Annotated in this window: 11 protein-coding genes; all 11 read left to right on the forward strand. The window is 63.3% G+C overall.

Annotation, left to right across the window (positions count from 1 at the left end; translation table 11 throughout):
- Positions 1-58 precede the first annotated feature (58 nt).
- The 11 genes from FLM52_14150 to FLM52_14200 all read left to right on the forward strand — a co-directional run bounded on the left by FLM52_14150 (position 59) and on the right by FLM52_14200 (position 13,913).
- Positions 59-1,327, forward strand: a complete 1,269-nt coding sequence (locus FLM52_14150) for a GGDEF domain-containing protein (protein ID NVN56909.1) — start codon at positions 59-61, stop codon at positions 1,325-1,327.
- 169 nt (positions 1,328-1,496) lie between these two features.
- On the forward strand, positions 1,497-2,054 hold the full coding sequence (locus tag FLM52_14155) for a lipocalin (protein NVN56910.1): 558 nt from the start codon (positions 1,497-1,499) through the stop codon (positions 2,052-2,054).
- 287 nt (positions 2,055-2,341) lie between these two features.
- A complete protein-coding gene (locus FLM52_14160; GenBank protein NVN56911.1) occupies positions 2,342-3,160 on the forward strand; it encodes a DUF1338 domain-containing protein in 819 nt (272 codons plus the stop codon).
- Positions 3,157-4,179 (forward strand): succinylglutamate desuccinylase, encoded by a 1,023-nt coding sequence (locus FLM52_14165; GenBank protein NVN56912.1) that lies wholly within the window; start codon positions 3,157-3,159, stop codon positions 4,177-4,179. The genes FLM52_14160 and FLM52_14165 overlap by 4 nt, the downstream gene beginning before the upstream one ends.
- 583 nt (positions 4,180-4,762) lie before the next feature.
- Positions 4,763-5,545 (forward strand): ATP-binding cassette domain-containing protein, encoded by a 783-nt coding sequence (locus tag FLM52_14170; GenBank protein ID NVN56913.1) that lies wholly within the window; start codon positions 4,763-4,765, stop codon positions 5,543-5,545.
- A 187-nt stretch (positions 5,546-5,732) separates the two neighbouring features.
- Positions 5,733-6,557 carry a transporter substrate-binding domain-containing protein gene (locus FLM52_14175; GenBank protein NVN56914.1) on the forward strand — a complete coding sequence of 275 codons (825 nt, stop codon included), beginning with the start codon at positions 5,733-5,735 and terminating at the stop codon, positions 6,555-6,557.
- A gap of 41 nt (positions 6,558-6,598) precedes the next feature.
- Positions 6,599-7,315, forward strand: a complete 717-nt coding sequence (locus tag FLM52_14180) for an ABC transporter permease (GenBank protein NVN56915.1) — start codon at positions 6,599-6,601, stop codon at positions 7,313-7,315.
- 41 nt (positions 7,316-7,356) lie between these two features.
- Positions 7,357-8,109 (forward strand): ABC transporter permease, encoded by a 753-nt coding sequence (locus tag FLM52_14185; GenBank protein ID NVN56916.1) that lies wholly within the window; start codon positions 7,357-7,359, stop codon positions 8,107-8,109.
- Between the two features lie 248 nt (positions 8,110-8,357).
- Positions 8,358-9,122 (forward strand): transporter substrate-binding domain-containing protein, encoded by a 765-nt coding sequence (locus FLM52_14190; protein NVN56917.1) that lies wholly within the window; start codon positions 8,358-8,360, stop codon positions 9,120-9,122.
- Positions 9,123-9,432: 310 nt separating this feature from the next.
- Positions 9,433-10,722 (forward strand): efflux RND transporter periplasmic adaptor subunit, encoded by a 1,290-nt coding sequence (locus tag FLM52_14195; protein NVN56918.1) that lies wholly within the window; start codon positions 9,433-9,435, stop codon positions 10,720-10,722.
- Positions 10,719-13,913 (forward strand): efflux RND transporter permease subunit, encoded by a 3,195-nt coding sequence (locus tag FLM52_14200; GenBank protein NVN56919.1) that lies wholly within the window; start codon positions 10,719-10,721, stop codon positions 13,911-13,913. Before FLM52_14195 ends, FLM52_14200 begins: the two co-directional genes overlap by 4 nt.
- Positions 13,914-13,926 lie beyond the last annotated feature (13 nt).

The raw sequence follows: 13,926 nt of genomic DNA on the forward strand, positions 1-13,926 counted from the left end.
AGGGCATACCACGCAAGGCAGTGGCATCCTGAGAGTCTGGCAACTCAGGTATCGCCCCATGAATCCCATGACACTCTGCTTTGCGGATGACACCCTGGAACGACGCTATCGTCGTCGACAGATCGAGACCTCACACAAGCTCAGCCGGATCACCATCCCGCTGAGCTGTCTGCTGTTCGCCTCCTATGCGCTGATCGAGATCAGCATGGACGAGCACTACGAGCCCTTTCTGCTGCTACGCGCCGGTATTCTGGTCAGCGTGCTGAGCCTGTTTCTGCTGTCACGCCTCCCGCGCTTCAGACACCACGTCAACGGCATCCTGTGCCTCGCCTCACTGGTAGCAGCGCTGGGGACGCTGGCGATGTTCCATCTGGGAGATGGCCATGCCGGTGAGCACCTGGTGGGTGGTCATGCTGGAGAATTTCAGGGAGACAGCCACGCTGGTGGGCACCTGGTGGACGACCATGCCGGAGAACATCCAGAAGACAGCCACGCCGACGAGCATGGTAATTTCCCGGTCTATTTCGTCACTCTGTTGCTACTGGTCTTCTGGACCTACACTCTGCTGGGACTGCAGTTCATCTATGCCATGGCTTGCGGCCTGCTGATATGGATGGGCTGCACCGCCAGCTGCGCGCTGATGCATCATGGCTCCCATGTACTGGTGGAAGCCAACGAGATTTTCTTCATGATGGCCGCCAATCTGCTGGCGGGCATGAGCGCCTACTCGCGCGAGCGCCAGAGCCGACAACTCTTCCTGCATGAATGCCATATCACCGGTGAGCGGGACGATCTGCGCGACCATGCGATGTGCGACTCACTCACCGGGCTGCTCAACCGGCGCGCCCTGCTGACACGCCTCGACCAGATACTCGACATCCAGACCCCCGGCACCGTGCAGGCCGCGTTGTTCATCGACCTCGATGGCTTCAAGCCCGTCAATGACCGCCACGGCCATGCCATCGGCGATGAGGTGCTGCGCATCACCGGCGAGCGCCTGGGCAACACCTTGCGCGGCAACGATATCGTCGGCCGCCTGGGGGGCGATGAGTTTCTGGTGCTGATCAGCCGTGAGGGCAACTGCCGCAAGGGCCCGGAGCAGCTGGCGGAACGTCTGATCGACGCCATCAGCCGCCCCATCACGCTGGAAGTCGATGGCGAGCCGCTGATCATCGCCGTCAGCGCCAGCATCGGCATCAGCCTGTTCCCCTTTTCGGGCGCCACGCCGGAAACGGTCATCGCGCGCGCCGACAGCGCCATGTACGAGGCCAAGCAACGCGGTCGGGGCGTCGTCGTCACCGGCAATCCGCTCCGCCTGGTACTGTGACGATCGACGCTCGACGCCTCAAGCATGTCGCCGAGCCCCCTCCCTCTTGAGACAGCGGCAGACGCCCCAATGAGACAAGGATGCCATCTCGTCCTTTTCTCATGACCCGCATCACGCCAGGACGCCCCACGACTCATCAACGGGGCGTCCTGGCGCATGGAGCCTGCCAATGACACGCCTGCCGCATCTTGCCTTCTCTCTCATCGGTCTCGGCCTTCTCGGCGGCTGCGCCGGAGTCCCCTCTGGCACCCAGCCCGTCGAGGGTTTCGAGCTCGAACGTTACTACGGTGAATGGCGCGAGATCGCCCGCCTGCCCAATGGCTTCGAGGAGGGCTTGAGCTGCGTCAGCGCTGATTACTCGCCCCGCGAGGACGGCGGCGTGCGCGTCATCAATCGCGGCTACAATGCCGAGCAAGGGCAATGGAGTCAGGCCGAAGGTCGCGCCTACTTCACTCAGGGCAGCGAGACGGCGGCCCTCAAGGTCAGCTTCTTCGGCCCCTTCTATGGCGGCTACAACGTGCTGGCGCTGGATGAGGACTATCAGTGGTCGCTGGTGGCCGGTGCCGATCGCGACTACCTGTGGATACTGGCACGTGAGCCACAGCTGGATGACGACACCTATCAGGCGCTGGTCGATCAGGCCGCCGAGCTGGGCTTCGCCACCGACGCGCTGATCAAGGTCGAGCAGGGCGATGCCTGCCCTTCTCCTGATGACACCGAACGCTGACTCCGGTCGCTGACACCGAACCCGGTCCCAGGGCCCAAGGCCTGACACCAAGGCCTGACACCAAGGTCTAAACCGGCGCGTGACGTTTATATGGTGCGGACAGCCGCTTTCATCCAACCGACCTCGCCTCTTGTCACGCGCGCGTGGCTCGCCAATGGTGAGCTGACAATCTTCCGGGGTAGCGCCTCGCCGAGTGCGCTGCCCTGATGCCAATCGTTTGATGCTGTCGCCCAGTGCCAGTGACGCCTCGCTGCACTGGGCAACTCAGTTCAGAGGGAGCCCGTGCCATGGATATCCAGCAGTTCTTCAGCGCCCTGTGGGATGACTACGTCGCCATGACGCCCCAGGCCCAAAAGATCCAGGATGCCTTCATCGCTGACGGCGAGACCATCGTCAACGACCACGTCGCCTTCCGCACCTTCGATCGCGGGCCGATCACCCTGAGCGCGCTGGAGCCTCACCTGCTGGCGCTGGGCTACACCCGCTTCGCACCCTATGATTTCCGCGAGAAGAAACTGCGCGCCTTCGGCTATCTACCGCCATCTCCCGACATGCCGCGCGTCTTTCTCTCCGAGCTGAAATGCCACGAGCTATCCGAGCGCGCCCAGGCGATCATCGATGGCCTGGTCAGCCAGATCTCGCCGGATGCCGCCACCCAGCCCTCCGTGCTGTGGTCGGGCCGCCTGTGGAAGGCGCCCAGCTTCGAGCAGTATCAGCGTCTGATGGAAGAGAGCGAATATGCCGCCTGGCTATCGATCATCGGCCTGCGCGCCAACCACTTCACCATCAGCGTCAACGCGCTCGAACGTCACGACACCCTCGACAAGGTGCTGGCGCGTGTCGAGGCGCTTGGCCTTGGCATCAATCCGGCCGGAGGACACATCAAGGGCTCGCCCGAGGTGCTGCTGGAGCAGGCCTCCACCCTTGCTGACCGCCAGACCTTCACCTTCGCCGGTGGCGAGGAGCATGAGATCTCCACCTGCTACTACGAGTTCGCGCGCCGCTACCCCGATGCCGATGGCGAGCTGTATCAGGGCTTCGTGGCCGCCAGCGCCGACAAGATCTTCGAATCCACCAATGTCCGCCAGGAGCCGACTGCCTCGTGATTGCCGACTGGCTAGACCTGACACTCGAAGGCCACGCCAGCGCCCGTGGCATGGGCCGTATTCCCGGCGGCCGCTATGAGATCGTCGCGCCCGGCGTGCTGGAGATCACCCCCGACGTCATGGGGCCCGAGGCGCGCCCGTGCGTGATCTCCGCCGGCATCCACGGCAACGAGACCGCCCCCATCGAACTGCTCGGTGAACTGATCGCAGGCCTGGAGAGCGGTCATCTGATCGTCGGGGCGCCACTGCTGCTGATTCTGGGCAACCTGCCCGCCATCCGCAGTGGCGAGCGCTTCATCACCACCAATCTCAATCGGCTGCTCAAGCGCGCCGAGGACAGCGTCACGGCCAACGACTGCCCGTCGGATGATGAGCCGGCGCGCGCGCGTCAGCTGATGGCGGCCGTGGACACCTTCTATGCTCGCTTCCCGCTGACCGAGGGCACGCGCCGTCTGCACTACGACATGCACACCGCCATCCGCGACAGCCTCTATCCGCGCTTCGCGGTGGTGCCCTTCAGTGATGGCGATGCCATCAGCGCAGCGCAGTGGCCGATATTGAGCGCCGCCGGCATCCAGGCCGTGCTGCACCAGCATCAACACAGCTGGACCTTCTCGCACTATTCGCGCCACTACCATGATGCCGACGCCTTCACGCTGGAACTGGGCCAGGTACGCCCGTTCGGCGCCAACGACATGGCGGCGCTCGCGCCGATGAAAGCCCTGCTCGCGGCACTGGCGACCGGCACGGCGCCCGCCGAAGCGGACCCGGAGGCCATCGACTACTTCACGGTGGAAGTGGAATTGATGCGTCAGTCAGCCGACTTCACGCTGTGCTTCAGCGAGGATGTCGCCAACTTCACTGCCTTCGCTCCCGGTAGCGTGGTGGCCGAAGACGCCGCTGCTGGCCCCTGCATCATCGGCGATACGCCACTGCGGGTGGTCTTCCCCAACGCGAAGGTGGAGATAGGCGCCCGCGCCGCCCTGCTACTGGCCGAGAGTTCGACACCGACAGGCTGAGTCCCCAGACACTGAACAACAAGCGCCGGCTTTCTGCCCTCCCACTCCCCGCAGGGCGCAGCACGACGGCGCGATTGCACTGACGAAAGCCTTGACTACAACGACAACAGGCGACCTTGATCATGAAGACTCCTCCCCCACTGCCGGACGGCATCCACGTGCGTCCTTGCACGCTCCACCAAAGTCGTAATATTCCTCCACGCCAGATAGCGGTGAACCCTGCGTTGAGCTGGTAGAATCGGCCCCCTTTCCCGTCCACGACATGCAAGCACAGGCATTCTTGGCCTGTTGTAGACGGTCACTGGCAGCGAGAACGACGATCAATCGGACTGATCGTGAGGAACTGGCCATGCCCCTGACGGCATTCTCCGCCACTCCTCCCATGCCACGCCTTGCCGCCTCACCACGTCTGCGTCGCGCAAGTCAGCGAGTGGCAGTGAAGGCAGTGCCAGGCAGCCGTGCCATGTCGGCAACGAACCTGTATCCCGAGCCCGACCGCCCCGCGGCGGACTCGTGGCGTGTCATTGCCCCCCAGGGCTGGCAACGTCCGGATTGGAGTAACTGCATGACCATGAGATCTTCCGTGGCCGAGAGCCCGAGCAGCGACGCGCTGCCTCTCGAGGTCCGCAACATCACCAAGTCCTTCGGCACCAATCAGGTGCTCAAGGGCTTGTCGCTGCAAGCACACAAGGGTGATGTCATCACCCTGATCGGTGCGTCCGGTTCCGGCAAGAGCACCTTTCTGCGCTGCATGAACCTGCTGGAGCAGCCGGACGGTGGCGACATCTTCGTGCATGGCGAACAGATCGGCTTCAAGGAAAGCCGCCGTGGCCGTGAACCGATGGACTGGCGTCAGGTCGAGCGCATGCGCGCGCGCCTGTCGATGGTGTTTCAGGGCTTCAATCTGTGGTCGCACATGACGCTGCTGGAAAATGTCATCGAGGCGCCGATCCACGTGCTCGGCAAGCCGAAGAAGGAAGCCATCGCCCACGCACGCAGTCTGCTAGACCGCGTCGGCCTGCTCGAGCGCGCCGACTACTATCCGGCGCAGATGTCCGGTGGCCAGCAGCAGCGCGGCGCCATCGCGCGCGCGCTGGCGATGGAGCCGGAGGTGATGCTGTTCGACGAGCCGACCTCGGCCCTCGACCCGGAACTGGTCGGTGACGTGCTCAAGGTCATGCGTGACCTGGCCGAGGAAGGCCGCACCATGGTGGTGGTGACCCACGAGATGAGCTTTGCGCGGGATGTCTCGAGCCAGGTGGTCTACCTGCATCAGGGACTGGTCGAGGAAGCCGGCAAGCCGGAAGACGTGCTGGGCAATCCCCAGTCGGAGCGCCTCAAGCAGTTCCTGGCGCCCAAGTACTGAGAAAGCGCCCTGATCAGCAGCCCTGATCAGCAGTACTGATGAATGGCCCTTGGCCCATCGCTGAGCCAACCGCTCGGCCTGTGGCAGATCCGGCACGGTGATCCCGTGACCGGCACATGATTCAGCACCGCGAGCGCCACGCCAACGAAAGGCCTCGAGGTGTCCAAGACTTCAGGAATGACAAGCAATGAAACAGTTCGCGACACGTGCCCTGCTGGGCCTCACCCTCGGTCTCTCCAGCTTCGCCATCACCACCAGCGCCGTTCAGGCGGCCGATGTGCCGGACCCGCTGCGCCTGGGCATCGACGTGCCCTACGCGCCCTTCGGCTACAAGCTGCCCAGCGGTGAGCTGACCGGCTTCGAGATCGAACTGGGCAACGCCATCTGCGCCCAGCTCGCCACTCACTGCGAATGGACCGAGCAGGACTTCGACGGCATCATCCCGGGCCTGATGGCGCGCAAGTACGACGTCATCATGTCGGCGCTGACCATCAATCCGGAGCGTGAGCGTCAGGTGCTGTTCTCCGAACCCTACTTCACGCCGCCGTCCGGCTGGTTCGTCAAGGCGGACAGCCCGCTGGCGGGCGCGGACAGCCTCGATGCCGAGGCTCTCGAGGGCAAGGTGATCGGGGTGCAACGCGGCAACCTGCAGGATCACTACGTCACCGACCTCTACGGCCGTACGGCAGAAGTGCGCCGCTACACCAAGCTCGATGACCTGGCGCTGGACATGGACAGCGGCCGCGTCGATGTCGCCTTCCTGGACCTGCCGGTCGGTCAGGACACCCTGGTCAACGCCAATGACGGCAACTTCGTCAACACCGGCAGCGCCATCAGCGAGCCGAAGAAGTACTTCGGCGACGGCTTCGGCATCGCCATGAAAAAGCGCGACCGCGACCTCAAGAAGGCCATCGATGGTGCCCTGGAAGCGCTCAAGGCCGATGGCACGCTCAAGCGTCTCAACGACAAGTACTTCGCCAGCGCCGCCACCGCGTCCGACAACCACCAGTAAGCCGCTGAACGGGTTATTCGGCGCTTCACGGGAGATTTCCCATGATTGACCTACAAGGCTACGGGCCCAGCCTGCTGGAAGGTGCCTGGGTCACGGTGCAGCTGGCCGTGCTGGCCCAGCTGCTGGCCATCGCGCTGGGGCTATTGACGGCGACGGCCAAGATGTCGCGCTCCACACCTCTGCGCTGGCTCGCGATGCTCTATACCACCATCATCCGCGGCGTACCGGACATCGTGCTGATGCTGCTGCTGTTCTTCGGCGGCCAGATCGGCATCAACATGGTCACCGACTGGCTGTACGACAGCTACGACATCGACGTCTTCGTCAATGTCGATGAGTTCACTGCCGGCGTCGTCACCATCGGCTTCATCTTCGGTGCCTACATGGGCGAAACCTTCCGTGGCGCCTTCATGGCGGTGGATGCCGGTCAGATCGAAGCCGGGCGGGCCTATGGCATGAGCAACTGGAAGGTCTTCAAGCGAATTCGCTTCCCGTTGATGATGCGTCACGCCCTGCCGGGGCTGGGCAACAACTGGATGGTACTGCTCAAGACCACCGCCCTGGTGTCGGTGATCGGGCTGGTCGACATGGTGCGTGTCGCCAGTGAGGCCGCCAAGGCGACCCACGAGCCCTTCACCTTTCTGTTGCCGGTCGCGGCAGGCTATCTGCTGATCGCCACCGTGTCCGAGTGGGGGCTGGCACGTCTCAAGCAGCGCTATAACGCCGGATTCGGGGAGGCCAGCGCATGGAACAACTGAATGAGGCAGGCTCCTCAGGCGTCATCGCCCAGCTGGGTCGGATGCTCGAGGATGCGCTGAGCGACAACTACATCTTCACCGCGACCACTCTCTGGCACTATTGGGAAGGGCTGGTCACCACCGTACAGCTGGTGTGTCTGGCGCTGCTCATCGGCCTGATACTGGCCGTACCGCTGGCGATCATGCGCGGTTCGCGCCGTCGCTGGGTGAAGATGCCGGTCTATCTCTACACCTATGTCTTCCGTGGCACGCCGCTGCTGATCCAGCTCTATCTGATCTACTACGGCGTAGTGTTCTTCGATGGCTTCGACATCTCGCTGGGCGTGACCAGCGTGCATGTGCCCAGCATCCAGGAGACCTGGCTATGGGATTACTTCCGTGATCCCTTCGTGCCGGCGCTGCTGGCCTTCGTGCTCAATACCGCAGCCTACACCACCGAGATCTTCCACGGTGCCATCCAGTCGACCCCCAAGGGCGAGATGGAAGCCGCCCGCGCCTACGGCATGTCACGCGGCAAGATGATGCGTCGCATCATTCTGCCCAGTGCCTTCCGTCGGGCACTACCGGCCTACGGCAATGAAGTCATCTTCATGCTGCATGCCAGTGCCATCTGCAGTGTGGTGACGCTGCTGGACCTCACCGGTGCCGCGCGTGACATCTACGCACGCTTCTACGCGCCCTTCGAGGCCTTCCTGTTCGTCGCCGCCATCTACCTGTGTCTGACCTTCGCCATCATTGCCATATTCCGGCAATTGGAGAAACGCCTGCTGGCACACTTGAAACCATTAAGCTGAACGTCAAAAGCGCCCTTTGGAGGGCGCTTTTTTCATATCAGGAGATAACGGCAGGAATTCATCTCGTTTAACGACCGTTTGAATTTGTCCATTGACCCTCTTCACCACAGCCTCGGTCTGGGCTAGTGTGGAGCCACTGGCATGACACCCCCCTTATGTTCCCGACTCAGACGACTGGTGTTCAGGAGGGAGTGTGTGATGCCACTGATCAGCCAGTATGACCAACAACAATGATGGATGGGACTGACATGAAGAAGCTTCTGGGAATCTCCCTGCTGGGTGCAGCATTGATGGCCGGTGGCGCTCAGGCGGCCGAATCGCTGCGCATCGGCGTCGATGTGCCCTACGAGCCGATGGAGTACAAGACACCCGACGGTGAGCTGACCGGTTTCGATATCGAACTGGGCAATGCCATCTGCGCGAAGATCAACCGCGACTGCGAGTGGGTCATCCAGGCGTGGGACGGCATCATTCCCGGCCTGATGGCGCGCAAGTACGACGCCATCATGTCCTCGATGACCATCAATGAGGAACGCCGCGAGAAGGTGCTGTTCTCCGACACCTACATCACCCCGCCGTCCGCCTGGTTCGCCCCGTCCGACAGCGAGCTGAGCGCCACCTCCACCGAGGCCCTGGCCGGCAAGGCCATCGGCGTGCAGCGCGGTACCCTGCAGGACAACTACGTCACTGATCTCTATGGCAAGAATGCCGAGGTCAAGCGCTACACCACCGCCGATGACCTGGTGCTGGACATGGACGCGGGTCGCCTCGATATCGCCTTCCTCGATTTCCCGGTCGGCAAGTCCACCCTGATCGACGGCGGCAACGGCAACTACAAGGCCGTGGGTGAAGTGGTCACCGAGCCCAAGAAATACTTCGGCGACGGCTTCGGTATCGCCATGCGCAAGCGTGACAAGGACCTGGCCGAGCTGATCAACGGTGCCCTGGCCGAGCTGAAGGCCGATGGCACCTACGACACCATCCATACCAAGTACTTCGGCGAGAAGCAGTAAACGCTCCCTGACAGGCTCATGATATGAGTGCTGACTGATACAGGTGACAGGCAAGACGACAAGCCCCGCAAGCCTCAGGCCGCGGGGCTTGTCGCATCACGCCAGTGCCGGGAAACGGACAGACGCCCCCCTGCGCCATCACCACGGGCGCAGAATGTCCCGTACTGGCACTCAACATTGCGCGTTGAATCACCGCCATCTGCACAATTGGTGCAATTTCAGCATCAAAGCAGTGTGTCTGATGGGACTTATCGATAATGCGCAGTCTCTCTAGGATGCCTTGCAACTCTTTCTGCAACGGTAGATTCCCATGTCGAGACTGAACTCACGTCCGGCGCGCCTTTCTCGTATCGCTTCTTCCCTGCTGCTGACCCTCGGCGGCCTGCTGACGCTCAGCGCCTGCAGTGAAGGCAGTGGTGAAGCGAACGACAGCGCGCAACAGACGCCCCCCACGATGGAAGTCGTCGCTGCCATCTCGCAGCCGGTGGCGGCCTGGCACACCTACACCACGCGCCTGGAATCTCCCCAGCGCGTACAACTGCGCCCACGCGTGAGCGGCGAAGTCGAAGAAGTGCTGTTCACCGAAGGCAGCCAAGTAAGCGCCGGCACGCCGCTGGTACGTCTTGATCAGCGCCCCTTCAAGGCTGAGGTCGAGCGACTGGAAGCCGATGTCGCGCGCTTCAAGGCCGAACTGGCCAACGCGCGCAGCGAGTCCGGTCGTGCCGCCAGCCTGGTCAAGCGCAACCTGATCTCCCGCGAGGAGGCCGATTCGCGCAGCACCAATGCCACCGGTCTGAACGCTCAACTAAAGGGTGCCATCGCTCAGCTGGAGCGTGCGCGCCTGAATCTGGACTACGCCACCATCCGCGCCCCGATCGACGGCCGCCTGTCCAATGCGCGCATCACGCGTGGCAACACGGTACAGGCGGGGGAAAGCGTGTTGACCACGCTGGTCGAGACCCGTCAGCTGGACGCCTATATCGACATCAGCGAGCTGACCTGGAACAAGGACTTCGCGCATGTCACCGCCGAGGACCACCTGCCGGTGGAACTGCAGCTGGCCGGACAGGAAGACTTCCCCTTCCACGGTGAGCTCGACTTCATCGACAACAGTGTCGACATCGATACCGGCACCCTGCGCATCGGCACCACCTTCAATGCCGATGATCCCGCTCTGCGTCCGGGTGCCTTCGCGCGCCTGCGTATCGCCTCACCCGAGATCCGAGATGCCGTACTGATTCCGGAACGCGCCATCGGCACCGACCTGGACCGTCAGTTCGTCCTGGTGGTCGATGAGAACGACACCCTCGCCTACCGTGGCATCAGCACCGGTCCGCGCTTCGGCCCGCTGCGCGCCGTGACCGATGGCCTGGCCGCCGGTGACCGCGTGCTGGCGGCTGGCCCCGCCAAGGCAGGTCCGGGCATGCCGATCAGCCCCAAGCTGGTCGACATCAAGGATGGCGGCGCCCTCAAGTCACTGGCGGCGCGTGTCTCCCGCCTGCAGGGGGAGCAAGCTGCCCGCCAGCTGAACCAGGACAACGACCAGAAGGCCGCGACTCTCGCCGAGGCTGACCGTCAGGCAGCCGGAGGTCGTTCGTGAACATCTCCGGTTTCTTCATCAAGCGCCCGGTCTTCGCCGCGGTGCTGTCGATCCTGATCGTCATCGGCGGCTTGCTGTCGCTGGTCAAGCTGCCCATCTCCGAGTATCCCGAAGTCGTGCCACCCACCGTGGTGGTGCGCGCCAACTATCCGGGCGCCAACCCGGAGGTCATCGGCTCCACCGTGGCCACGCCGCTGGAACAGGAGATCACTGGCGTCGAAGGCATGCTGTACATGGATTCCCAGGCGACCTCCGATGGCAATCTGACCCTGACCGCGACCTTCGCGCTGGGCACCGATCTGGACAAGGCTCAGGTCCAGGTGCAGAACCGCGTGGCTCGCGCCACGCCGCGTCTGCCGCAGGAAGTGCAGCAACTCGGCATCACCACCGAGAAGGCCTCGCCCAACCTGACGATGGTGGTCCACCTGACCTCCCCGGATGGCCGCTATGACCAGCTGTGGCTGTCCAACTATGCGCGCCTGAACCTCAAGGACAATCTCGCCCGTCTCGAGGGGGTCGGCGACGTACAGTTGTTCGGTGCCGGCGAGTACTCGATGCGCGTCTGGCTCGACCCGGACGCCGTGGCGGCGCGAGGCCTGTCTGCCGGTGACGTGATCAGTGCGCTGCGTGCGCAGAACCAGCAGGTCGCCGCCGGCTCCGTCGGTGCTCAGCCCTCGCCTGACGACAACCAGTTCCAGCGTCTTCTCAATGTACGTGGCCGTCTGGAAAGCACCGAGGAATTCGAGAACATCGTCATCCGTGTCGATGAAGACGGCCGTCTGACACGCCTGAAGGATGTCGCGCGTGTCGAACTGGGCGCCGACAGCTATTCGCTGCGCGCGCAGCTGGATGGCAAGGATGCCGTGGCGATGCCGATCTTCCAGCGTCCGGGGTCAAATGCCATCGCACTGTCGGATTCCGTACGTGAGCGCATGAGCGAGATGTCCGACGCCTTCCCGGATGGCGTCAGCTACGACATCGTCTATGACCCGACGGTCTTCGTGCGTGGCTCCATCGAGGCGGTCATCGACACCCTGTTCGAGGCCATCCTGCTGGTGGTGATCGTGGTGATCCTGTTCCTGCAGACCTGGCGTGCCTCGATCATTCCGTTGATCGCGGTGCCGGTCTCGCTGATCGGAACCTTTGCGGTCATGCAGATGATGGGCGTGTCGATCAATACGCTGTCACTGTTCGGACTGGTGCTAGCCATCGGTATCGTCGTCGATGACGCCATCGTGGTGGTGGAGAATGTCGAGCGCAACATCGAGCTGGGCCACTCGCCCATCGAGGCGACCCAGATCGCCATGCGCGAGGTGACCGGCCCGATCATTGCCATCGCGCTGGTGCTGACGGCGGTATTCGTGCCGACGGCCTTCATCAGCGGATTGAGTGGTCAGTTCTACAAGCAGTTCGCGCTGACCATCACCATCTCGACGCTCATCTCGGCCTTCAACTCGCTGACGCTGTCACCGGCGCTCTCCGCCCTGCTGCTCAAGCCGCATGGCAGCAAGCCGGACTGGCTGACCCGTGTCATCGACGGCCTGTTCGGTCGCTGGCTGTTCGCGCCGTTCAACCGTGCCTTCAATGCGATGGCCAACGGCTATACCGGCCTGATCAAGAAGCTTCTGCGCTTCGGTGTCATCGTCGGCGTGATCTACCTGGCGCTGCTCGGTGCCACCGGCAAGCTGTTTGACAGCGTGCCCGGCGGCTTCATTCCGGGGCAGGACAAGCAGTATCTGGTCGCGATGGCCCAGCTGCCGGACGCCGCCAGCCTCGATCGCACCACCGAGGTCATCGACGAGATGCAGGCGCTGGCACTCGATACACCGGGCGTGGCGCACACCGTGGCCTTCCCGGGGCTCTCCGTGAATGGCTTCGTCAATGCCTCCAACTCGGGCATCGTGTTCGCGACCCTGGAAGACTTCGATCAGCGTCAGTCGCCCGAGCTTTCCGGTCAGGCGATCGCCGCCCAGCTGAACCAGAAATTCGCCGGTATCGACGAGGCCTTCGTCGCCGTCTTCCCGCCACCGCCGATTCTGGGTCTGGGCACCACGGGTGGCTTCAAGTTGCAGCTGCAGGACCGCGGCAACAAGGGCTTCGATGAGCTGTTCGCCGCCGTGCAGACCATCACCGCCAAGGGTAACGCTGACCCGCGTCTGAGCAGCGTCTACTCCAGCTTCCGCATCCAGGTGCCGCAGTACGACATCGATCTGGATCGCGAGCAGGCGATGATTATGGGCGTGCCGGTGGAACGTGCCTTCGAAACCCTGCAGGTCTATATGGGCTCGCTGTACGTCAATGACTTCAACCGCTTCGGGCGTACCTATCAGGTACGCGCCCAGGCCGAGCAGTCGGCGCGTCTCGACCCGGATGACATCCGCAACCTCAAGGTGCGAAGCGACAACGGCCGCATGATTCCGCTGGGCAGCTTCGTCAAGGTGACACCGACCACCGGCCCGGACCGCGTGATGCACTACAACACCTTCGTCAGTGCCGACATCAACGGCTCACCGGCGCCGGGCGTCTCCAGTGATCAGGCCAAGGCCGCCATCGAGGAAGTGCTGGCCGACAACCTGCCACAGGGCATCGGCTACGAGTGGACGGAGGTGACCTATCAGCAGGTGCTGGCCGGCAACACCATGATCTACATCTTCCCGCTGGTGGTGCTGCTGGTATTCCTGGTGCTGGCCGCCCAGTACGAGAGCTGGTCGCTGCCGCTGGCGATCATCCTGATCGTGCCGATGACGCTGCTGTCGGCGCTGGCCGGCGTGTGGCTGACTGGAGGCGACAACAACATCTTCACGCGGATCGGCTTGATCGTGCTGGTGGCGCTGGCGTGCAAGAACGCCATCCTGCTGGTCGAATTCGCTCGCGAGCAGCAGCATGAAGGCCAGAATCGCCTGGACGCCGTGCTGACGGCCTGCCGCCTGCGTCTGCGCCCTATCCTGATGACGTCGGTAGCCTTCACCGCCGGGGTGGTGCCGCTGGTACTCGCCAGCGGTGCCGGCAGCGAGATGCGTCAGGCAATGGGCGTGGCGGTATTCTCCGGCATGATCGGTGTCACCGTGTTCGGCCTTCTGCTGACACCGCTGTTCTATGTCGGTATCCGCCGCCTGGTCGAGAAGCGTGAGTCGGATCAGGACGCTGCCACACCGGACAGCGATGCCGAGTCTGCTCGCCAGGCTCACTGACGGCCTCAGCGTC

The organism is bacterium Scap17, from assembly GCA_013376735.1.
Lineage (GTDB): Bacteria > Pseudomonadota > Gammaproteobacteria > Pseudomonadales > Halomonadaceae > Cobetia.